Annotated in this window: 18 protein-coding genes; 7 read left to right on the forward strand and 11 right to left on the reverse strand. The window is 52.2% G+C overall.

Features of this window, described 5'->3' with window-relative positions:
- Window positions 1-78: 78 nt before the first annotated feature.
- Both NA330_RS00925 and mcbR read left to right on the forward strand, forming a co-directional pair.
- Window positions 79-1,116 carry an NADP-dependent oxidoreductase gene (locus NA330_RS00925; RefSeq protein WP_023242427.1) on the forward strand — a complete coding sequence of 346 codons (1,038 nt, stop codon included), beginning with the start codon at window positions 79-81 and terminating at the stop codon, window positions 1,114-1,116.
- Between the two features lie 333 nt (window positions 1,117-1,449).
- A complete protein-coding gene (gene mcbR, locus NA330_RS00930) occupies window positions 1,450-2,115 on the forward strand; it encodes a colanic acid/biofilm transcriptional regulator McbR (RefSeq protein ID WP_017441333.1) in 666 nt (221 codons plus the stop codon).
- Window positions 2,116-2,170: 55 nt separating this feature from the next.
- On the opposite strand, the gene pqqU is transcribed toward mcbR, so the two are convergent.
- A complete protein-coding gene (gene pqqU / locus NA330_RS00935; RefSeq protein ID WP_017441334.1) occupies window positions 2,171-4,291 on the reverse strand; it encodes a TonB-dependent receptor PqqU in 2,121 nt (706 codons plus the stop codon).
- Between the two features lie 263 nt (window positions 4,292-4,554).
- Here pqqU and NA330_RS00940 point away from each other — a divergent pair, with 263 nt between their 5' ends.
- Both NA330_RS00940 and NA330_RS00945 read left to right on the forward strand, forming a co-directional pair.
- Window positions 4,555-5,616: a YncE family protein gene (locus NA330_RS00940; protein WP_000550642.1), complete on the forward strand. Its 1,062-nt coding sequence runs from the start codon at window positions 4,555-4,557 to the stop codon at window positions 5,614-5,616.
- A gap of 144 nt (window positions 5,617-5,760) precedes the next feature.
- Window positions 5,761-5,982 carry a YgdI/YgdR family lipoprotein gene (locus tag NA330_RS00945; protein ID WP_000732362.1) on the forward strand — a complete coding sequence of 74 codons (222 nt, stop codon included), beginning with the start codon at window positions 5,761-5,763 and terminating at the stop codon, window positions 5,980-5,982.
- Window positions 5,983-6,058: 76 nt separating this feature from the next.
- On the opposite strand, the gene ansP is transcribed toward NA330_RS00945, so the two are convergent.
- Window positions 6,059-7,552 carry an L-asparagine permease gene (gene ansP / locus NA330_RS00950; protein ID WP_023242426.1) on the reverse strand — a complete coding sequence of 498 codons (1,494 nt, stop codon included), beginning with the start codon at window positions 7,550-7,552 and terminating at the stop codon, window positions 6,059-6,061.
- A 512-nt stretch (window positions 7,553-8,064) separates the two neighbouring features.
- Between ansP and NA330_RS00955 the strand changes: the two genes are divergently transcribed.
- Window positions 8,065-8,697 carry a hypothetical protein gene (locus tag NA330_RS00955; RefSeq protein WP_017441335.1) on the forward strand — a complete coding sequence of 211 codons (633 nt, stop codon included), beginning with the start codon at window positions 8,065-8,067 and terminating at the stop codon, window positions 8,695-8,697.
- Window positions 8,698-8,980: 283 nt separating this feature from the next.
- Entirely contained in the window at window positions 8,981-9,826 is an 846-nt protein-coding gene (gene nhoA, locus NA330_RS00960) for an N-hydroxyarylamine O-acetyltransferase (RefSeq protein WP_000200329.1), read from the forward strand.
- Between the two features lie 35 nt (window positions 9,827-9,861).
- Here nhoA and NA330_RS00965 read toward each other — a convergent pair whose 3' ends face one another.
- The 7 genes from NA330_RS00965 to NA330_RS00995 all read right to left on the reverse strand — a co-directional run bounded on the left by NA330_RS00965 (window position 9,862) and on the right by NA330_RS00995 (window position 19,786).
- Window positions 9,862-10,755 (reverse strand): PhzF family isomerase, encoded by an 894-nt coding sequence (locus tag NA330_RS00965; RefSeq protein ID WP_000804298.1) that lies wholly within the window; start codon window positions 10,753-10,755, stop codon window positions 9,862-9,864.
- Window positions 10,756-10,860: 105 nt separating this feature from the next.
- Window positions 10,861-11,541, reverse strand: coding sequence for a respiratory nitrate reductase subunit gamma (gene narI, locus NA330_RS00970; RefSeq protein ID WP_000617103.1), 681 nt, complete (start codon window positions 11,539-11,541; stop codon window positions 10,861-10,863).
- Complete coding sequence (narW, locus tag NA330_RS00975; protein WP_023182141.1) at window positions 11,538-12,233, reverse strand: nitrate reductase molybdenum cofactor assembly chaperone; 696 nt, start codon at window positions 12,231-12,233, stop codon at window positions 11,538-11,540. Before narW ends, narI begins: the two co-directional genes overlap by 4 nt.
- Window positions 12,233-13,777, reverse strand: a complete 1,545-nt coding sequence (gene narH, locus NA330_RS00980; RefSeq protein ID WP_000702579.1) for a nitrate reductase subunit beta — start codon at window positions 13,775-13,777, stop codon at window positions 12,233-12,235. Before narH ends, narW begins: the two co-directional genes overlap by 1 nt.
- Window positions 13,774-17,514, reverse strand: a complete 3,741-nt coding sequence (locus NA330_RS00985; RefSeq protein ID WP_052894858.1) for a nitrate reductase subunit alpha — start codon at window positions 17,512-17,514, stop codon at window positions 13,774-13,776. Before NA330_RS00985 ends, narH begins: the two co-directional genes overlap by 4 nt.
- Window positions 17,515-17,605: 91 nt before the next feature.
- Entirely contained in the window at window positions 17,606-18,994 is a 1,389-nt protein-coding gene (locus tag NA330_RS00990; RefSeq protein WP_023242320.1) for a NarK family nitrate/nitrite MFS transporter, read from the reverse strand.
- 213 nt (window positions 18,995-19,207) lie between these two features.
- Window positions 19,208-19,786, reverse strand: a complete 579-nt coding sequence (locus tag NA330_RS00995; RefSeq protein WP_000121044.1) for a TetR family transcriptional regulator — start codon at window positions 19,784-19,786, stop codon at window positions 19,208-19,210.
- Window positions 19,787-19,903: 117 nt separating this feature from the next.
- Between NA330_RS00995 and smvA the strand changes: the two genes are divergently transcribed.
- Entirely contained in the window at window positions 19,904-21,391 is a 1,488-nt protein-coding gene (smvA, locus tag NA330_RS01000; RefSeq protein ID WP_000489734.1) for a methyl viologen efflux MFS transporter SmvA, read from the forward strand.
- A 24-nt stretch (window positions 21,392-21,415) separates the two neighbouring features.
- Here smvA and NA330_RS01005 read toward each other — a convergent pair whose 3' ends face one another.
- Together NA330_RS01005 and ompD are read right to left on the reverse strand one after the other, a co-directional pair.
- Window positions 21,416-21,796: a GFA family protein gene (locus tag NA330_RS01005; RefSeq protein ID WP_014343841.1), complete on the reverse strand. Its 381-nt coding sequence runs from the start codon at window positions 21,794-21,796 to the stop codon at window positions 21,416-21,418.
- 143 nt (window positions 21,797-21,939) lie between these two features.
- Complete coding sequence (gene ompD, locus NA330_RS01010; RefSeq protein WP_000769043.1) at window positions 21,940-23,022, reverse strand: porin OmpD; 1,083 nt, start codon at window positions 23,020-23,022, stop codon at window positions 21,940-21,942.
- Between the last annotated feature and the right edge of the window lie 100 nt (window positions 23,023-23,122).

The raw sequence follows: 23,122 nt of genomic DNA on the forward strand, positions 1-23,122 counted from the left end.
TCTGAGAGTGTTTAACTCCCTCAGAAAGCTAATGTTCGACTATTATTGATGGATTATGCCAGGCATGAGGAGAATAGAATGAAGCAACAGACCAACCGAAATCGTCGTTGGGTTTTGGCCTCGCGTCCCCACGGCGCGCCGCAGATGGATAACTTCCGCCTCGAAGAAGATGACGTCGCGACGCCCGGTGAAGGGCAGGTGCTATTGCGTACCGTTTTTTTATCACTCGACCCTTATATGCGTGGCCGCATGAGCGATGAACCCTCTTATGCGCCGCCTGTTGAACCTGGCTGCGTTATGGTTGGCGGTACGGTCAGTCGCGTTGTCGCGTCAAGCCATCCTGATTACCGACCAGACGAATGGGTGTTGAGTTACAATGGTTGGCAGGATTATGACATTTCAGATGGCGAAGGGTTGGTAAAGCTGGGTGATAATCCGCAACATCCTTCCTGGTCATTGGGTATTTTAGGAATGCCGGGGTTTACCGCCTATATGGGGTTACTGGATATCGGCCAGCCGAAAGAGGGCGAAACGCTGGTTGTCGCCGCCGCCACCGGCCCCGTAGGCGCAACGGTTGGGCAAATTGGCAAGCTGAAGGGCTGCCGGGTCGTGGGTATTGCTGGCGGCGCGGAAAAATGCCGTCATGCGACAGACGTTTTGGGATTTGATCTGTGCCTTGATCATCACGCTGATAATTTCCCACAACAGCTTGCGCAGGCCTGCCCGCAGGGAATCGATATCTATTATGAGAATGTCGGCGGTAAAGTCTTTGACGCCGTCTTACCGCTACTGAATACATCGGCGCGGATTCCGCTCTGCGGTCTGGTCAGCGGCTACAATGCGACAGCGTTGCCGGACGGTCCAGACAGACTGCCTCTGCTGATGGCGACATTACTTAAAAAGCGTATTCGTCTGCAAGGCTTTATCATCAACCAGGACTATGGTCACCGGATACATGAGTTTCAGCAAGAAATGGGGCGTTGGATCAAAGAAGGGAAAATACATTACCGGGAGCAGATTACTGATGGGCTGGAAAATGCGCCAGAAGCGTTTATGGGGCTGCTGGCGGGGAAGAACTTTGGCAAAGTCGTGATACGTTTAGCGGACGATGCGTAAAGAAAAAATGGCGGCATTATGTCGCCATAAAAATGTGCAAATTTTAAAATTGCGGCTTTACTTATATTCATCATTCAGATCGCGGTGGGGCAGCTTATCTCCCTCAGCGGCCTGAACTGGTCAAAAATCTCGATACATGAAGGAATGACGGAGATAAAACGGTTGCCATAAAGAAACCTGTATTGTTGTAAAAGATGAGAATATCACGCAAGTAAATTATCACTTTTATTTATTTGGCCGTTCAGGCCTGGATTATCTTTTTTACAATTAAGTTCCGAAACTTCTTCGGGACTCGATTGCGATGTTGTTCTGCCAAGAGGTGAAGGAAGGAAAATGCCGGGTACGGAAAAAACACAACATATAAGCCTGACCACACAGGTTGAAAATCGGTTAAAGCATCAATTGTCTATTGGCGCATTAAAACCAGGCGCAAGGCTTATCACTAAAAATATCGCTCAAGAGTTAGGCGTCAGTATTACGCCAGTGCGTGAGGCCCTGTTAAGGCTGGTCTCTTCCAGTGCTTTGGCGGTGGCGCCAGCACAGGCGTTTATGGTGCCGGAGATCTCGCTGCAAAGTTTGCTGGAAATTAATACGATTCGTACTGCCCTGGAGGAGATGGCGGTGGTCGCCGCTGCGGGTAAGATTACCCCGGATCGCGAGCAGACGCTGAATGCGCTATTAGATGAATTTCAACAGGCGCTGGAAAGTGGCGTTATGGAGAAAATTCTTTTGGCCAACCGCGCATTCCGCTTTGAGATCTACCACTACGCGGATATGCCAACGCTGTATGCCATGATCGAGCAATTATGGGTACGCCTGGGGCCAAGCCTGCATTTTTTATATGATAATTTTAAACTTGATGATTATCAAGACGGCGTTAGTCTGTACAGAAAATTGCTTAATGCGTTAGTGACAGGTGATAAAGAAGCCAGTCGCCACTGCCTACAGAACGTTTTGCAACAAAACGTAGCGACGATTAAAAATCAGTACTTCATGTAACCTTTATGAAACTATGACTTATCAATAGCGGGGATTCCCCGCTATTGCCGGATATTTATTCAAATTGCCATGCCAGATTAATCCCCACGCCATAGTTACGCCCTGGCGCTGGCTCATAATATCGGCCATTAGATTCATTAACGATCACCGAACCGATATATTCTTTATCAAATAGATTATCTACCCGCCCAAAAATATCGACGGTAAGCTGACTGTAATTAAATTTATACCCTGTATTTAGTCCAACAACGGTATACGAAGGCACTTTGGCGGTATTTTCATCATTGGCCATGATATCGCCCATATAACGAACGTCTGTTCCGGCGTACCACCCCTCATCCGGGATAAAACCTAATGAGGCGAATCCCATATTACGGGCGATGCCGGGCATCCGGTTTCCATCACAGTTTTGCCCCTGACAAACGTTACTGCGATAGGTCGCATCCAGCCAGGTCCATGATGCTTTCACCCGCCAGTCGCCGGCGAAGCGCTGGTCCAACGCGAGCTCTGCGCCCTGGCGGCGTGTTTTGCCCGCGTTTTTGTAGGTAGTGCGTCCTCCCATACTGCTGGCGACGACAATTTCATCATCAGTATCGGTTTGAAATAACGCGGCGGTCAACAAGCCATTGCCAATCCGCGTTTTACTGCCGACTTCCACCGTATCATTGGTCGACGGTTTGAGGTCAAAGTTGAACCCGCTTTGGCCGTCAGCGCGATAAGAAAGTTCATTGATAGTGGGAGTTTCAAATCCGCGACCGGCAGCAAGATAGAGATTCCAGGCGTCAGTTAACGCATATTTTAGCGATCCGGCGGGTAGCCAGTGGTGATAGCTGGCGTCGCCGCTGTCATCGCCATTGCCGGGCGCGATATAGTGATCATTAGAATCGAACCACACGGAACTGTAGCGCACGCCAGCATCCAGCGAGAGTTTTTGCGTAAGCTGCCACTGGGTTTGCAGATAAGGATCGACATTCCACATCAAGTTACGCTCATCCCGGCGTAAATCGCCTTTATGCCCAAACTCAGGGGTGCCGTTGTTGAGACGGAAGTTATTGTAACCCTTGCGGTTTTCGCTCATGTTTTCATAGTTTACTCCGCCAGTGAAGGTGACCGGCACACCTAATTCTCCCCGGTGAGTCCAGCGGGAATCAATGCCCTGATAGTGGCGTTGCAGTGTAATTACGCCGCCAGCCTGGGCTGGTTTTAGCTGTGCCACCAAGGGAATAGACTGGTATTGCGTGGTTTCCCGCTCTCCGGCGTAGGCCATCACGCTGATATCATCCTGCGCGCTGAGCTGACGTTCATAACGCAATCCTGCCTGAGTTTGTTTGATGGTTTTACGCGTATTGTACTGTTCAGCGCGCGGCGCCTGTTGCGGATCGGCTTTCCATTCAGATTCGGTAAGTCCGCCGGGATCGTCCGCCTTAATGTCCACACTATTAAAAATCAGCGAGAGTTTACTGACATCGTCAAGGCGCACGCCCAGTTTGGCATTAGCCAGATTTTTTTGCGCGCCGCTGTGATCGCGGTAGCCGTGGGTGGTGAAACGGGTAGTCGATACCGTGTAATCCACGTCGCCAGGCTGTGTGCCGTCACCCATCGCGCCCGTGGCTTTTAGCCCATAGCGCCAGCTTCCATAACTGCCGTAGTAGCTGCTGGCCTCAAGGGTAGGCGGCTGTCTGCCGGTTTCGGTGGTGACATTTATCACGCCGCCGGAAGCATTGCCGTATAGCGCTGAGAAGGGGCCGCGTAACACTTCAACGTCTTGTATGCTGTTAATATCAATATTCGAAATCTGGCCTTGTCCATCCGGCATGGTGGCGGGAATGCCATCAACATACAGACGAATGCCGCGCACGCCAAAGGCGGAACGCGAGCCAAATCCACGGATAGAGATTTGCAGATCCTGCGCGTAGTTCTGCCGGTTTTGCACCTGCAATCCCGGGACGCTGGTTAAAGACTCAGATAAATTGACGCGCGGCGTCGCCAGACGCATGTCTTCTCCCTCAATGACGCTAACGGCGGCAGGTGTATCCAGTTCGGATACGGTTTGCGGCGTTGCGGTGACTATCATGGTTTGTTCATTGGACGTGCTGGCGGCCTGAAGGACCGGGGAGAAGGTCAGAGGCAATAAGAGGGCGGGATAAAGTCGCTGTCTAACGGAAATAATTTTCATGAAAATGCCGGATAAATGTAAGCGTATCAACGGAAAACGTGACATTAAGGGTAGTCAATATGTAAAGTTTTGAAATTTTAATCGCACATTAAGTTAAGAAAATGTGCGGTATTTAAGAGCCATGACATTCGCAGGCGAGGAAAAGCTCCACTTTCTGATAAATAATGATTATTATTCTCAACTTATAATAAGTGCGGAACGAAGATCCCGCGCAGCGAAGTAGTGTGAAGCAGCTATACACGTTTTTATCAAAGGGAGTCGTCATGCACTTACGTCATCTTTTTTCGCCGCGCCTGCGTGGTTCTTTATTGTTAGGTTCGCTCCTCGTCGCATCCTCATTTAGCACGCTGGCGGCGGAAGACATGCTGCGTAAAGCGGTAGGCAAAGGCGCTTATGAGATGGCCTGGAGTCAGCAAGAAAACGCGCTCTGGCTGGCTACATCGCAAAGCCGTAAACTGGATAAAGGCGGCGTAGTTTATCGTCTCGACCCGGTGACGCTGGAAATCACGCAAGCGATTCATAACGATCTCAAGCCGTTCGGCGCCACCATCAATGCCGCGACCCAAACGCTGTGGTTTGGCAATACCATTAACAGCGCTGTTACCGCGATTGATGCCAAAACGGGTGATGTAAAAGGTCGTCTGGTACTTGATGCGCGCAAACGTACTGAAGAGGTTCGTCCGTTACAGCCCCGTGAGCTGGTTGCCGATGCGTCTACCAACACGATCTACATTAGCGGTGTTGGTAAAGAGAGTGCTATTTGGGTAGTGGATGGCGAAACCATCAAACTGAAAACGACGATCGAAAATACCGGCAAAATGAGTACGGGTCTGGCGCTCGACAGTAAAGCGCAACGCCTGTACACCACCAATGCGGATGGCGAATTTATCACCATCGATACCGCCAGCAATAAAATTCTCAGTCGTAAGAAGTTGCTGGATGACGGTAAAGAACACTTCTTTATTAACCTGAGTCTCGATACCGCAGGTCATCGCGCGTTTATCACCGACTCGAAGGCGACTGAGGTTCTGGTTGTCGATACCCGTAATGGCAATATTCTTGCCAAAATCGCGGCGCCTGCCTCTTTGGCCGTCCTGTATAACCCGACACGTAACGAGGCGTATGTGACGCACCGTCAGGCAGGGCAGGTCAGCGTGATCGATGCGAAGACCTATAACGTTGTTAAAACGTTCGATACGCCGACGTACCCGAATAGCCTGGCGCTATCGGCAGACGGTAAAACGCTCTACGTCAGCGTGAAGCAGAAATCGACACGTGAACAGGAAGCGACGCAGCCGGATGATGTTATTCGCATTGCTCTGTAAATAGGGTATGGAGGGGGAAACCCCTCCAGTCATCTCTTTAAACGCACCGATACGCCTCGTTACACCCCGCCGATAGCCTGATGATTCTGTGAGAATTACACTGCCTTTTTGCTGTAGTTAACTCATTATATTCACGAGGAAAATATGAAAAAGTTATTTATATGCTCAGGTTTGGGCATGATGTTTTTTATGCTTGCGGGTTGTACAACCAACTATGTGATGACGACGAAGAATGGGCAAACGATCGTAACTCAGGGTAAGCCACAGTTAGATAAAGAGACGGGGATGACCAGTTATACCGATCAGGAAGGCAACCAGCGGGAAATTAACAGCAATGATGTGGCGCAGTTGATTAAGGCTGACTAAGCATTGGGCGCGATGCGGTGTTGGCGGCAACGCGCATTAAACCCGGCAGGCCTGGGGCTGCCGGGGAAGGGTAATGTTATGTCGCTGCTTCTTCTTTCAATACGACACTCTCTGTCGAATCCGCCGTCACTGGCGCAGTTCGATGGATCTCCGCCACGCGACGTCGCACGCCAAACCAGCCGGCGACCAGCAGAATGGCGATCAGCGGCAACGAGGCGATAGTGTAAGTTCCATTCGGGTAGTCAAACGCCATGAGTACCAGCACGCTTAGTAAAAACAGCAGCGTTAGCCAGGAGGTAAAAGGCGCGCCGGGCAGTTTAAAACTGACGTCTGCGGCTTTGCCTTCTTTTATCGCCTGGCGTAAACGCATCTGGCACACCATGATAAACGCCCACGACGCGATAATGCCGAGCGAGGCAAAATTAAGAACGATCTCAAACACGCGGGAGGGGACCAGGTAATTCAGGAACACGCCGACCACGTAAACCACCAGAGTCGCCAGAATACCCGCATAGGGCACATGCTGACGGCTCATTTTCGCCATGAATTTCGGCGCGGAACCCCCCATCGACATTGAACGTAAAATTCTCCCCGTACAGTAAAGCCCGGAGTTCAGGCTGGAAAGCGCGGCGGTTAACACCACGATATTCATAATACTGCCGATATAAGGCACGCCAAGTTTAGAAAAGAAGGTGACAAACGGACTTTGCCCCGCCTGATAGGCGTTCCACGGCAGCAGCAAAACCAGCAATACGACCGATCCTACATAGAAAAGACCAATACGCCAGATCACGCTATTGATGGCTTTTGGCACCATCGTCTGTGGATCTTTGCACTCCCCAGCGGCGGTACCGACCAGTTCAATCGACGCAAAAGCGAACACCACGCCCTGAATCAGTACCAGCGCGGGCAACAGGCCGTGCGGGAAAAAGCCGCCATTATCTGTAATCAGGTGAAAACCGGTGGCACTACCCTCAAGCGGTTGACCGGTACCGAGAAAAATCGTGCCTACCACCAGGAAGATAACAATGGCGAGTACTTTTATCAGCGCGAACCAGAACTCCATTTCGGCAAACCATTTTACGCCGATCATGTTCATGGTACCGACAATGGTTAACGCGCCGAGCGCGAACACCCATTGCGGAACGTCGCCAAATGCGCCCCAGTAGTGCATGTATAACGCCACTGCGGTGATATCGACGATACCGGTCATCGCCCAGTTAATAAAGTACATCCAGCCTGCGACGTAGGCCGCTTTTTCACCCAAAAATTCACGGGCGTAGGAGACGAAGCTCCCGCTGGAAGGGCGATGCAATACCAGTTCGCCCAGCGCGCGTAAAATGAAAAAAGAAAAAATGCCGCATATCAGATAGACCAGCGCCAGTGCCGGTCCGGCCATTTGCAATCGGGCGCCTGCACCTAAAAATAAACCGGTGCCAATCGCGCCGCCGATAGCAATCATCTGAACCTGACGATTCCCCATCGCTTTGTGATACCCCTCTTCATGGGCGTTCAGCCAGCGTCGTTTCGCCGCATGTTGTTCTGCGGCGTGCGTAGTCTGTGTTTTCATTACGTTACCTGTTATAGCCTGTCCTGACAGAAAAATTCCTTATGCCGCGACGGGCGCTCACCAATCGATTGCCTGCAATGGCGAATGCCGCTTTTCCCTGATTCTGTGACAGGGATAAAACCGCCGGCGGAGCATCCTACCTGCAATTGTTAAATGACGCAAAACATACGGAAAGAACAAAATGAGGATGTCGTGTTTATTTGTGCGGTCAGATGTGGTGCGGTGTGGTCACGATTCAGCCAGATAAGCTTTCAGCACAAATCCGCAGTGATTGCGCTGCGCAATAATTAACCAGCGTTAATCCCTGCAGGGATTTATGGTCATAGATATGACCTCGAACGATAAACCACCTGACGATATTGAAGCAGCATAAGATAAGGCCGTTGCGTCTGTTATTCTCATTTTCTCCTGAAAATGTATGCCTTTGAGCAATTTTGTTGATTGACATATCGTCATAATGAGAGAGGAGTAGGACATATAAAGCTATTGAGCAAAATTTGAAGGAGTAGGATATGCCACATACATCAGTTTCTACCTATGGCAGAGCTTTATCAGGAAATAAGCTACCTCATGTTGCTGCAGGAGATTATGAAAATAAATTATCAACAAAAATCATGAAAGGCATCTTGTATGTGCTTACCGCAGGACTGGCCTACGGATTTACGCGAGTAATTGAACATTATTGCAATGTTACGCCTAAAGTTGAGGAGTTCTGTGCCAATGCAGGGAATATCCATGATCACCTTGCTGATGCTGTATGTGATGGACTGTATGCTGTAGATGTCGAGCTTTCTGATGGTCGGAGGTTAATATTCGAACAACTCTCGCTGATAGCTGGAGGTAAGCCAATCGTCAGGATATCGGATGGCGAACATTCCGTTGAGGTTGAGGGAACCTTTGAAGATATTTGTATGAGACTGGAAGAGGGCTTTTTAGAAGCGCCAGCGTACTATCATTATGATATTGATAAAGACCATAAAACCGTCAGAGAACGAATAGCAGCATATAATGCCTTACCTCAGGCATTAGGCGCCATTCCGAGTTTAGAACATTATATCGCTCGGGCCAGCGACATGCCGGAGGCGAAAGCGCAACGGGCGGCCGACATAAAAGAGCGTTACCGTAACTATTTGGACACTTATTAAAAAGCGTTTATGTTTAGCCAGTTTTGTTAGAAATCAGACTCGCTGAGCTGGCGTTAAAAATTTTAACACGCCGCTATTTTGGCGGCGTGTCGCAAAGAGATTCTCAGAACCCGATTTCCGTTTGTACGCCAAAATTCCACGTACCTCCGGCGGCTGTAGCCGACCTGTCTTATTTTTTCAAAAGTATCCAACGCTATTCCACGGATAGGGTATCCTGTTGCGCAGCGATATCCGCCTCAGCCTGTGTGCCGAACGCAAGCATTAATGTTAATGGAAGCCTCAGATGACCTCTTTTTTACATGCTTATTTTACGCGATTACATTGTCAGCCGTTGGGGGTTCCTACGGTTGAAGCGCTCAGAACGCTTCACTTAGCGCACAACTGCGCGATTCCTTTTGAAAATCTGGATGTTCTACTGCCTCGTGAAATACAGCTCGATGAGACGGCATTAGAGGAGAAACTGCTTTATGCCCGACGCGGTGGATACTGTTTTGAACTGAATGGCCTGTTTGAACGTGCGTTACGCGACATCGGTTTTAACGTCCGAAGCTTATTGGGGCGGGTCATTCTGTCTCATCCCGCCAGTTTACCGCCACGCACGCACCGTTTGCTGCTGGTTGATGTTGAGGATGAGCAGTGGATCGCAGACGTGGGGTTTGGCGGCCAAACGCTAACCGCGCCGCTTCGTCTGCAGGCTGAAATTGCTCAGCAAACGCCGCATGGCGAATACCGCCTGATGCAGGAGGGGAGCACATGGATTTTACAATTCCGCCACCATGAGCACTGGCAATCGATGTACTGTTTTGATCTGGGGGTGCAGCAGCAGAGCGATCATGTGATGGGCAATTTCTGGTCGGCTCACTGGCCGCAATCCCATTTTCGTCATCATTTGTTGATGTGCCGCCATTTGCCTGATGGCGGCAAGCTGACATTAACGAATTTCCACTTCACGCGTTACCACCAGGGACATGCCGTTGAACAGGTCAATGTACCGGATGTACCGTCGTTGTATCAGTTACTTCAGCAGCAGTTTGGTCTCGGCGTAAATGATGTAAAGCACGGTTTTACCGAGGCGGAGCTGGCCGCGGTAATGGCTGCATTTGATACCCATCCGGAGGCGGGAAAATAATTTTTTGCCGCGAGGATTTGCGGGCCTGACAAAGATTAAAAAGTAATGGCCCATTCGGCATGAAACAGAATGACCGCCTGGCCGGAGATGGTGACGTTTTCCGGCTGGTTATCGCGAATGGTGACGGTAACATCAACAGTACCCTCTTTGCCTAAAGCGCGCCCCTGATGGCCTTGAATCTGCAGCGTTTTACCGTCATGCGCCATCAGACCATGATGGACGAGCCATGCCCCCATCGGGCCATTGGCGTTTCCCGTTACCGGATCTTCCACAATCCCTATCGCCGGGGAAAACATTCGCCCATCGGTTTCGTTTTTTCCCGGACGAATCTGGAAAGGAAAAAAGCCGTTACAGCCAATTTGCTGGCTGATTGCCGTCAGGGCTGCCAGATTCGGAGAAAGGGCATCAATATCAACGTCTGGTTTGAGCAGGATCATCACTTTTGCATGTCCTGTTGAAGCCACCTGAATTGGCGCTCCCGGCACGATATCATCTTCAGTCAGGTTCAGCGCGGTGATGATGGCAGCCCGAATTTCTCCGACTAGCGGTGGTTCAAAAGAGGGCTGACCTTGTTCCAGCGTGATGCGATAGTCGTTGTGTTCGGCATGAATTTCAACGCGATGACGGCCCGCTAACGAGGTTTGCCAGACGGTGGTGTTTCCCAACCCCAGTACCGTTGCCCGAACATAATGCGCGGCCACGGTGGCATGACCACAGATGGGGACTTCTACTGTCGGTGTAAAGTAGCGTATGCGCACATCACTCTCTTCGCTTTTTAGCAAAAAGGCGGTTTCCGAGTGACGAAGTTCACGGGCAATCAGCTGCATCTGCGCGTCGCTTAGCGTATCCGCATGTAAGACAACGCCAGCAGAGTTGCCGCGAAAGGGTTCGCTGGTGAAGGCGTCAACATGGTAAATCTGCGGTTTCATTGATGTTCTCCTTTGACTGAAGAATCATCATAGCCTGTGCGTTGCCGAATGACGACGCCCATGCGTCTTTCTTTGCCCGGTAAGCGTACCCCCGGGCAAAGAGAATTAGCGGCGGGTACGAACGATCTGGTAGCGACGGGTGAAATACTCAAACGGCGCGCTCCAGACATGAACCAGACGGGTGAACGGGAAGAGCAGGAAAATAGTCATACCCAGCACCAGATGAACGCGGAAAACAAACGCCACACCGTTCAGCATTTCCGAAGACCCGCCGCGGAAGGTGACAATACTTTGCGCCCAGCCCACCAACTTCATCATTTCGCTGCCATCCGGATATTGCGCCGAAAACGGAATGGTGCTCAGGCCAAGCAGGCACTGAATCAGCAAAATGCTCATGATGATAATATCAGGTGTAGTGGACGTCGCCCGCACACGCTGATTGGTCAGACGACGCCACAGTAATCCCGCGCCGCCGATCAACGTTAATACGCCGCACACGCCGCCGAGGATCATCGCCATCTGCTGTTTTACCGCAATTGGCAGGAACCAGGCATACATCCAGTGTGGCGTCAGCATCCCGAACAGATGGCCAAAAAAGATCCCCAGAATGCCAATATGGAACAGATTCGACCATATCACCATCCCACGCTTATCCAGCATCTGGCTGGACGACGCGCGCCAGGTATATTGTCCGTAGTCATAGCGCAGCCAACTGCCGAGGAAGAAGACCGTGGCGCAAATATAGGGGTAGATGTCGTAAAAAAAGACGTTCAGGTACTGTATCATTTCGGGCCTCCCGCGCTGACGTCGACGTACTGCGGCGCCGCGTCCTGGCTAAAGCGTCGTTGATAATGGTGTAACGGTGAACTGTCACAGGTCGTGGCGTTGTCTTCGATAAACTTCACCTGTTCTTCTTCCCAGACGGCATCCAGTGCCTGACGGGTATCATCCCGCGATTCCTGAATAACTTGCTTAGTGACACTGTCACTTGTCAACGGGCTGCCCGCCAGCGTCAGCAGGGCGTCAAACAGTTGATACCACGGCGCTCCTCGCTGTTTCAGACGACCGCCCAGTAGCGCCAGAATAGGGGCAATATTCTGTAATCCCTCGCGCGCTTCCGCTTCCGGCAACACGCTTAAGTACTCCAGATAGAGCGGCAGGTGATCCGGCAGTTCGCGGCAGTTGAGCTGCAGGCCCACGGTTTCATACTGGCTTAACAAATCGACCATCGCCTGGCCGCGATCGCGGGACTCCGCATGAACATGCTCGAATAACAGCAATGAAGTGGCGCGCCCTCGGTCAAACACTTCGCACCATTCTGCTTGTTTATCCAGTAACGGCGCATAAAGCAGCTCGCGAGTGAAGTCGGCCAGCATTGGCGCATCGTGTTGGATTAGGGCAAGCGCTTCATCCCGACATTCCCACAACTCGTCGTCCGGATACTCCATCAACAGGCCAATCGCTTTGAGGATTTGCATTATTCCCCCTCCGCTTTATCACGCACTTCGGTGATATTGATGGCATCAATACGGCTACTGTTGAACAGGTTGAATTTGGTATCCGACCCGTGGCAACCGTCGCCAAAAGTAAAGCCGCAGCCGTTGCGCTCCGGAAAGGCGTCGCGCGCCATTTCCCGGTGGCTGGTGGGAATGACAAAACGATCTTCATAATTGGCAATCGCCAGGTAGCGATACATCTCTTCAACCTGTTGTACGCTCAGACCCACTTCGTCAATCGCGCGGGTATCCGTCACGCCTTCAACCGTCTGCGAGCGCATGTAGTGGCGCATCGCCATCATCCGCTTTAGCGCCCGAATGACCGGACCGGTATCGCCCGCGCTGAGCATATTGGCCAGGTACTGGACCGGAATACGCAGCGTCTCCACCGCCGGCAGAATATTGCCATTGTGCGGCAACCCGCCCGCGTCGGCGTATGACTGGATGGGCGACAGCGGCGGTACGTACCAGACCATCGGCAGGGTACGGTATTCCGGGTGCAGCGGAAGCGCCAGCTTCCAGTCCATCGCCATTTTGTACACCGGCGACCGTTGGGCGGCGTCGATGACGTTTTGCGGGATGCCTTGTTTAAGCGCCTCTTCGATGACCGCCGGATCGTGCGGATCGAGAAACACATCACACTGACGTTCATACAAATCCGTCTCGTGTTCGGTACTGGCCGCGTCTTCAATCCTATCGGCGTCGTAGAGCAGAACGCCAAGATAACGGATGCGCCCGACGCAGGTTTCCGAGCAAACGGTCGGCTGGCCGGATTCAATACGCGGATAGCAAAATATGCATTTCTCAGACTTGCCGCTCTTCCAGTTAAAGTAGATTTTTTTGTATGGGCAGCCGCTGATACACAAACGCCAGCCCCGGCATTTATCCTGGTCGATTAGCACGATGCCGTCTTCTTCACGCTTATAAATAGCGCCACTTGGGCAGGTGGCGACACAACTGGGGTTCAGGCAGTGTTCGCACAGGCGCGGCAGGTACATCATGAAGGTGTTTTCGAACTGACCGTACATCTCCTTTTGTATGTTGTCGAAGTTACGGTCGCGGGCGCGTTTTTCAAACTCGCCGCCGAGCAGCTCTTCCCAGTTTGGCCCCCAGATCACCTTGTCCATCCGTTTTCCGTCAATCAGTGAACGAGGACGGGCAGTGGGCTGATGCTTACTCTCCGGCGCATGATGTAAATGCTGATAATCGAAGGTAAAGGGTTCGTAGTAATCATCGATTTGCGGAATCACCGGGTTGGCGAAAATTTTGCTAATTACCCCCATTTTGCCGCCCAGACGGGGCCTTATCTTGCCATTAACATCACGAACCCAACCGCCTTGCCACTCCTGCTGGTCCTCCCAGTTTTTGGGATAGCCGATGCCTGGTTTAGTTTCGACGTTATTGAACCATGCGTATTCCATCCCTTCACGTCCGGTCCAGACGTTTTTACAGGTGACGGAGCAGGTGTGACAGCCAATACATTTATCGAGATTCAGTACCATCCCAACCTGTGAGCGTATTTTCATTTTTTCGCCTCCTGTACCTGATCCCGGCCCTCATCATCCAGCCAGTTAATGTTTTTCATTTTCCTGATCATGATGAATTCATCGCGATTCGAACCCACGGTTCCGTAATAGTTGAAGCCGTAAGCCAGTTGCGCATAGCCGCCGATCATATGCGTCGGTTTTGGACAGACCCGGGTCACGGAGTTATGGATCCCGCCGCGCATCCCGGTCACTTCCGAGCCCGGAATATTCATAATTCGCTCCTGGGCGTGGTACATCATGGTCATACCCGGCGGGACGCGCTGGCTGACCACCGCACGAGCGGTAAGGGCGCCATTAGCGTTGAAGGCTTCAATCCAGTCGTTATCTTCAATACCCAATTCACGGGCATCGGCTTCGCTAATCCAGACAATCGGCCCGCCGCGCGACAAGGTCAGCATCAGCAGGTTTTCGCTGTAGGTGGAGTGAATTCCCCATTTCTGGTGCGGCGTCAGGAAGTTAAGCGCTTTTTCCGGGAAACCGTTGGGTGGAATTTCTCGCATTTCGCTGACGCTGCGGGTATCAATCGGCGGGCGATATGCCACCAGGCTTTCGCCAAAAGCGCGCATCCACGCATGATCCTGATAGAGTTGTTGCCGCCCCGACAACGTGCGCCACGGGATCAGTTCATGTACGTTGGTATATCCGGCGTTATAAGAGACATGCTCGCTTTCCAGTCCTGACCAGGTCGGGCTGGAGATAATTTTGCGCGGTTGCGCCTGGATATCACGAAAGCGAATTTTCTCATCTTCTTTATTGATGGCCAGATGGGTGTGCTCGCGCCCGGTCATCTCGCCCAACGCCTGCCAGGCTTTCACCGCCACCTGGCCGTTAGTTTCCGGCGCTAAGGCAAGAATCACTTCCGAAGCATCCAGCGCGGTGTCTATTCGCGGACGTCCTTTCGCCGGACCATCGTGTTTGGTGTAATTGAGCTTACCGAGGAAATTGACTTCATCTTGCGTATTCCAGGCAATACCCTTACCGCCGTTGCCCAATTTATCCAGCAGGGGACCCAGCGAGGTAAAACGTTCATAGGTGGCCGGATAATCGCGTTCAACCACGACGATATTGGGGGCGGTTTTGCCCGGAATAAGTTCGCACTCGCCTTTACGCCAGTCGAGAATATCAAATGGCTGCGCCAGTTCCGCCGGGGAATCATGCTGGAGCGGGTGTAACACCACATCGGTTTCCTGTCCGAGATGTCCGACACACACTTCAGAAAAGACGCTGGCGATACCTTTGTAGATCTCCCAGTCGCTTTTGGATTCCCAGGCAGGATCGACCGCGGCGGAAAGGGGGTGGATAAACGGATGCATATCCGAGGTATTCATATCGTCTTTTTCATACCAGGTGGCGGTCGGCAAAACGATATCGGAAAACAGACAGGTACTGGACATACGGAAATCAAGCGTGACCAACAGATCGAGCTTGCCCTCAATCGCGGCGGACTGCCATTCCACCTCTTCAGGCTTAATTCCTTCGCTGGAGCCCAGCGCTTCGCCCTGGATACCGCTGTCTGTGCCCAGCAGATATTTGAGCATGTACTCATGACCTTTCCCGGAGGAGCCGAGCAGGTTAGAGCGCCAGACAAATAAATTTCGCGGGTGATTATGACCACTGTCAGGCTGTTCGCAGGCAAAACGGATAGCGCCTGATTTCAACGCTTGCACGGTATAATCCGCCGCAGACAGCCCGGCTTTATCGGCGCTCGCTTTCACGCTGAGCGGGTTAAGATTAAGCTGCGGCGCCGAGGGTAGCCAGCCCATACGTTCCGCGCGCACGTTGAAATCGATCAGGTGTCCGGAAAATTTAGCCGGATCGGCCAGCGGCGACAGCAACTCTTGCGCAGTCAGTTTTTCATAGCGCCACTGGCTGGCATGGTTGTAGAAAAACGAGGTACTGTTCATCTGACGCGGCGGGCGATTCCAGTCCAGCGCGAAGGCCAGCGGCAGCCAGCCGGTTTGCGGCCGCAGCTTCTCCTGGCCGACATAGTGCGCCCAGCCGCCGCCGGTTTGTCCAACACAGCCGCAGAACACCAGCATGTTAATCATCCCACGGTAATTCATATCCATGTGATACCAGTGATTCACTCCCGCGCCGAGGATGATCATCGAACGACCGTGAGTTTTATGGGCGGTCTCGGCAAATTCACGCGCAATAGTTTCGATATGTCGACGCGGCACGCCGGTAATCTGTTCGCCCCAGGCCGGCGTGTAGGCTTTTACGTCGTTATAATTATTGGCGCTATGGCAGTCATCCAGGCCACGATCCAGCCCATAATTAGCCAGCACCAGATCGTAAACGCTGACGACCATCCGCTCGCTACCGTCCGCCAGAGCCAGGCGTTTCACCGGTAACTGACGTACCAGCACCGGTTCCTGCCGCACGCTGCGAAAATGTGGGTTTTCGTTACCGCCAAAATAGGGGAAGGCGACACCCGCCACGTCATCATGCTGACCAAGTAAAGAGAGCGACAGTTCAGTTTCGACGCCCGCCGCCACCGGTTCCAGGTTCCATTTTCCCTTTTCGCCCCAGCGAAAACCGATAGAACCGTTGGGCGCGACCAGTTCGCCCGTACTGTTGAGCGCGACGGTTTTCCATTCCGGATTATTGGCTTCTCCCAGTCCATCCACCAGATCCGATGCGCGCATCATACGCCCCGGCACATAACTGCCGTCTGCGCGCTCATCCAACAGGACCAGCATTGGCATGTCGGTATAACGGCGGCAATAGTTAAGAAAATAGTCGCTGGGATTATCGAGATGAAACTCTTTTAAAATAACGTGACCCATGGACATCGCCAGCGCGCTGTCGGTACCTTGCTTTGGCGCCAGCCACTGATCGCACAGTTTAGCGACTTCGGAATAGTCCGGGGTGATGGCGATCGTCTTAGTGCCTTTGTAGCGCACTTCAGTAAAGAAGTGGGCGTCCGGGGTACGCGTCTGCGGCACGTTAGAGCCCCAGGCAATAATGTAGGCTGAGTTATACCAGTCGGCGGACTCCGGCACATCAGTCTGCTCGCCCCAGGTCATTGGCGACGCGGGTGGAAGATCGCAATACCAGTCATAGAAGCTCAGACAAGTACCGCCAAGCAATGACAGATAACGTGTTCCGGCGGCGTAAGAAACCATCGACATCGCCGGAATAGGTGAAAACCCCGCCACACGATCCGGGCCATAGGTTTTGATTGTCCAGACGTTAGCGGCGGCAATGAGCTGATTCAGCTCTTTCCAGTTCGAACGAATAAAGCCGCCATGTCCGCGCACCTGTTTGTAACTTTGGCATTTTTGCGGGTCGTTCATTATAGATTCCCATGCCAGTACCGGATCGCTGTGCCGGGAAAGGGCCTCGCGCCACAGTTCTATCAGCCGCTTACGCACCAGAGGGTATTTCAGACGATTGGCGCTATAGAGATACCAGGAGTAGCTGGCGCCGCGCGGGCAGCCGCGCGGTTCATGGTTCGGTAAATCGGGACGCGTGCGCGGGTAGTCGGTTTGTTGAGTTTCCCACGTCACCAGACCGTTTTTGACATAAATTTTCCAGCTACAGGAGCCCGTGCAGTTGACGCCGTGGGTTGAGCGCACGATCTTATCAAACTGCCAGCGCTGGCGATAACTGTCTTCCCAGTCGCGGTTGGTATGCATCACCTGACCATGGCCGTCGGCAAAGGTATCGCCTTTTTGTTTAAAGTAACGAAAGCGATCCAACAGTTTACTCATGACATTTCTCCTGCTTCGATAAATTTTCCGCCACCCTGTCGATTTGGCGTTAAACCATTGCCGGATGGCCGTCCTACAGGTGCGTATGTTGTTATTGTTGTTTAGGCTTACGACGCCCGTAGACCAGCCAGGTCAGCAGGACGCAAGCGATGTAAAACAGCAAAAAGATTTTCATGGCGCCCACCGGCGAGCCGGTCAAGGCCAAAGAGGTGCCAAACGCTTTTGGAATAAAGAAGCCGCCCACAGCGCCAATAGCGGAGATAAAACCGAGTGCGGCGGCGGTATCCGTCACCGCTTCGCGCTGCGCCTGCTCATCGCTCCCGCCGCGCAGTTTGACGTTGTAGAGCGTGATCTGACGGAAGATCACCGCAATCATCTGGAAGGTAGAACCGCTGCCGAGACCCGCTGTCAAAAACAGGCCCATAAAAACAAGATAGAACGCGCTAAAGCTGCCTGCGCCGGAGCCTGGCAGCGTGAGGAATAGCAGAGCGGTAAACAGCGCCATAAAGATAAAATTAATGAGCGTTACGCGAACGCCGCCGAATTTATCGGAGATCACGCCGCCTGCCGATCGCGCCAGCGCGCCGATAAAGGGGCCAAAGAACGCCAGTTGCAGAATGTTTACGTCGGGAAATTGCGTTTTGGCGAGCATGGCGAAACCTGCGGAAAAGCCGATGAATGACCCGAATGTCGCCAGGTACAGCAGGCTAAGCAGCCACAGGTGCAGACGTTTTAGCACCGGCAATTGCGAGGCGACAGACGCTTTTGAACTGCCGATATCGTTCATACCAAACCAGGCGGCAAGCGTCGCGACAGCCAGTAACGGCACCCAGATCCAGGCGGCGTTAGTGAGGGCGAGCAGGGAGCCATCAGGTTGCGGCACGCCCTGGACGCCTAAAAAAGTAAATATCGGCAGAAAAATAACCAGCGGCGCAATCAACTGCATCACACTGACGCCAAGATTTCCCAGTCCGCCGTTAATACCCAACGCGCTACCTTGTCTGGCTTTTGGAAAGAAAAAACTGATGTTGCCCATACTGGACGCGAAGTTTGCCCCCGCAAAACCGCACAACAGAGCGATGAGCATAAATACCCCGAAAGGGGTGGTGGGATTTTGCACGGCGAATCCCAGCCATGTGCAGGGAATAATCAATATTACAGTACTTAATACGGTCCATTTACGGCCACCAAACAGTGGCACCATAAAGGAGTAGGGAACGCGTAATATTGCGCCGGAAAGAGAAGGTAATGCGGTTAATAAAAAGAGTTGGTCGGTGGTAAAATTAAATCCAATTTTATTGAGGTTGACGGCAACAGCGCTAAACAACATCCAGACGCAAAATGCCAGGAGCAAACAACTTACTGAAATCCATAAGTTTCTTCTGGCGATGCCTTTCCCTTTATTCTCCCAGAAGGCTGGATTTTCGGGGCGCCAGTCACTCAAGAGATAACGGTTATAATTCTCGTTTTGTCGTGTCATTTTACCCCTCACATGCGCATATCATTTGAAAAAAACACAAAAAAGAGACAGAGCGTCACGCGCTCTTTTGAGAACTTATTGAAGTTTTTTTAGAATATTGAGTGAAAGAATAGATAAAAAACCAAGCCAGCGCGGCGCGAAGAGGAGATATGATGTTTCTTAATTGTTACTATTTGTAAACTAAAAGTGATTTTTATTAAATTATTTGTAACTTTACGCAAAGAGTTCAAGCGTAATCATCCGATCCAGATGGTATTTAAACGCGGGATCGGCCATTTCCGGAATACCCAGCACATACATACCGTCCAGCCCGCACACCAGTGCGATAAGCCGCCAGGCAATATCCGTGGCGTTAGCAGTAAACGTAAATTCTCCTGCCTGTTTGCCCTGCTCGATAATTGTGACCGTTTCCTCATGCCACATCTGCATCGTGAGGAGATAAGCATCTCTGATGTGCGGATCCCGATCGGCCAGAATTTGCGCCTCTCGCCACAATTTTATGTAAGGCTCAAAGCCGCCGTCTTCGCTACCCAACATAGCGTGAAGCCGTGCACGCCAGGTGGCAGGCGGCGGAACTTGCCCGGCATCAAGCAGGGTACGGATCAAATGGACAAAGGCCAGCGCTTTGAGCTCACCCGCCGAGCTGAAGTGGTGATGCACCTGTCCGGCGGCGACATCGGCTTCTGATGCGATTCGTCGCACCGTCATGGCGGCAAACCCCTCTGCCAGCGCCACGCGCATCGCCGCTTGCAGGATCACTTCGCGGCGTTCATCCCGGTTAAGGTAACTCATATTTTCCCCACATTAGCCAATGCGCGCAGTGTAACAAAAAGCTGGACATTCGTTCAACTTACCGTAGGATCCTGAAGCTGGACAAGCGTCCAAATTTGAGTTTTTGAAGGGAGAGTTATGTTTCGTCAGTGGTTAACGTTAGTCATTATTGTGCTGGTCTATATTCCTGTCGCCATTGATGCCACGGTCTTGCATGTCGCCGCCCCGACACTGAGTATGACACTGGGGGCCAGCGGCAACGAGCTGCTGTGGATCATTGATATTTATTCTTTGGTCATGGCTGGCATGGTGTTGCCGATGGGCGCGCTTGGCGATCGTATCGGTTTTAAACGCCTGCTGATGCTGGGCGGGACGCTCTTTGGCCTGGCGTCACTGGCGGCGGCGTTTTCGCATACCGCCAGTTGGCTTATTGCCACCAGGGTATTACTGGCTATTGGCGCGGCGATGATTGTACCGGCGACGCTGGCCGGGATACGCGCCACCTTTTGTGAAGAGAAGCATCGCAACATGGCGCTGGGCGTCTGGGCAGCGGTAGGTTCGGGCGGAGCGGCGTTTGGGCCGCTCATCGGCGGCATATTATTAGAGCATTTTTACTGGGGATCGGTTTTCCTGATCAACGTGCCGATTGTGCTGGTCGTCATGGGCTTAACCGCCCGCTATGTTCCTCGCCAGGCGGGCCGTCGCGATCAACCGCTCAATCTTGGCCATGCGGTGATGCTGATTATTGCCATTTTGCTGTTGGTCTATAGCGCTAAAACCGCGCTGAAAGGGCATCTGTCGCTGTGGGTCATCTCGCTTACCCTGCTTACCGGCGCGCTGCTCCTGGGACTCTTTATCCGCACACAGCTTGCGACATCGCGTCCGATGATTGATATGCGACTATTTACCCATCGCATTATCCTGAGCGGCGTCGTGATGGCGATGACCGCGATGATCACTCTGGTGGGCTTTGAGCTGCTGATGGCGCAAGAGCTACAGTTTGTTCACGGGCTATCGCCTTATGAGGCCGGGGTATTTATGCTGCCGGTGATGGTCGCCAGTGGATTCAGCGGGCCGATTGCGGGCGCGCTGGTCTCGCGTCTGGGACTACGGCTGGTCGCGACGGGCGGCATGGCGTTAAGCGCGCTGAGTTTTTATGGCCTGGCGATGACGGATTTCAGTACCCAACAATGGCAGGCCTGGGGGCTGATGGCGCTGCTGGGATTTAGCGCCGCCAGTGCATTGCTGGCTTCCACGTCGGCAATTATGGCCGCTGCGCCGGCAGAAAAAGCGGCGGCGGCCGGCGCGATAGAAACGATGGCTTATGAACTGGGCGCGGGACTGGGCATTGCCATTTTCGGTCTGTTGTTAAGCCGTAGCTTCTCCGCGTCTATCCGTCTGCCTGCCGGGCTTGAGGCGCAAGAGATTGCCAGAGCGTCATCTTCAATGGGAGAAGCCGTGCAGTTGGCGAATAGCCTACCGCCCACGCAGGGGCAGGCAATACTGGACGCCGCCAGACATGCCTTTATCTGGTCGCATAGCGTGGCGTTAAGCAGCGCCGGGAGTATGCTTCTTTTGCTGGCGGTAGGGATGTGGTTCAGCCTGGCAAAAGCCCAACGCCGATAACATAACGCCTGGTGAGATAAGCGCTTAATGCGCTAGCTGGCAGGGGGAGTCCATTTCCTCAACCTCTTTACCGCTGAGGCGTGCGTATTGCCCCGTCAGTCGCCAGAAGGCAGGCTGGGTTTCGGTATAGATTTCCGCAGCCAGAATCAGCCGACGGCGATCAACTTCGTTCAGTTCCAGTAAGGTCCAGGGAATAAAATAGCGATCGGTATCGGTAAGCCGAAACCACAGCGGACACCCGCAGCCGGAACAGAAGTAGCGTTCGCCGCGCGAAGAGGATGAAAAGTATGGCGGTTCCGGGGAAAGGGGGGCTAGCTGTGGTTGCCCGCAGGCTTCCAGATACATGGCTATTCCACCCGACCATTTTTGACACAGCGTACAATGGCAGGCATAGACATCCAGCATTTCGACGTCAACGGTAAAATGGCTCTGTCCGCAAAGACAACGACCAGTGAACGTCTGCACGGCATACTCCTTATGACCGAGTCTACATCAAGAGAAAAAGCCAGCCCTGAAAGGACTGGCTTTGTATTCAGACTACAACAAAATTAGAACTGGTAGTTCAGACCAACAGCAACGATGTTGTCAGTGCTGATCTGCGCAACATTTTTAGTGAAGTTGGTGTCATCCAGCAGGTTGATTTTGTAATCAACGAAGGTGGACATGTTTTTGTTGAAGTAGTAGGTAGCACCGACATCGATGTACTCAACCAGATCCTGGTCGCCGTAAGCACCCAGATCTTTACCTTTGGATTTCAGGTAAGCAATGGACGGACGCAGACCGAAGTCGAACTGGTACTGAGCAACAGCTTCAAAGTTCTGAGTTTTGTTAGCAATACCGTCGATTTTACCGAATGTGGTCATATTCAGCGTTTCGGAGTAGGTGGTCGCCAGATAGATATTGTTCGCATCATATTTCAGACCAGCAGCCCACACTTCCGCATTCTGGCCAGAAGCATACAGGCCATTGGTGCCGTTGCGCACCTGACGGTCAGTACGGTCAGACTTCGCATAGGCCGCACCCACGCCAAAACCTTCGTACTCATACGTTGCGGACAGACCGAAACCGTCGCCGTTTGCTTCTACTTCATTGTCACGATCGTTTTTGCCCTGATACTGCGCGGCAAAGTTCAGACCTTCAACCAGACCGAAGAAATCGGTGTTACGGTAGGTGGCAACGCCGGTAGCACGCTGGGTCATGAATACGTCAGTCTGGGTCCAGGTATCGCCACCGAACTCTGGCAGAACGTCGGTCCATGCGCCGATGTCGTAAGCAACGCCGTAGTTACGACCGTAGTCGAAAGAACCGTATTCAGCGAATTTCAGACCAGCGAATGCCAGACGGGTTTTGTCTTTGTCGGAACCTTCAGATTCAGTACGGTTGCCTTTGAATTCATATTCCCACTGGCCAAAACCAACCAGTTGGTCATTGATCTGCGTTTCGCCTTTAAAGCCCAGACGCGCGTAAGTTTTGTCACCATCACTTCCGTTATCATCAGAGAAATAATGCTGAGCGTGAACTTTACCGTACAGATCCAGTTTATTGCCGTCTTTGTTATATACCTCGGCTGCATTTACAACGCCTGCTGCCAACAGGGAAGTCACTGCCACTGCCACTAACTTAAGTTTCATTTTAATAATCCTTATAATTTTCTTAGCGTGTTTCCTCAACCATTGTTAAACGAGGCGTTTGTCAATGGCAGACTATTTTTAAATGACGGAGTGGCATAAG

Source organism: Salmonella sp. NW722 (genome assembly GCF_051702785.1).
GTDB classification, from domain to species: Bacteria; Pseudomonadota; Gammaproteobacteria; order Enterobacterales; family Enterobacteriaceae; genus Salmonella; species Salmonella enterica.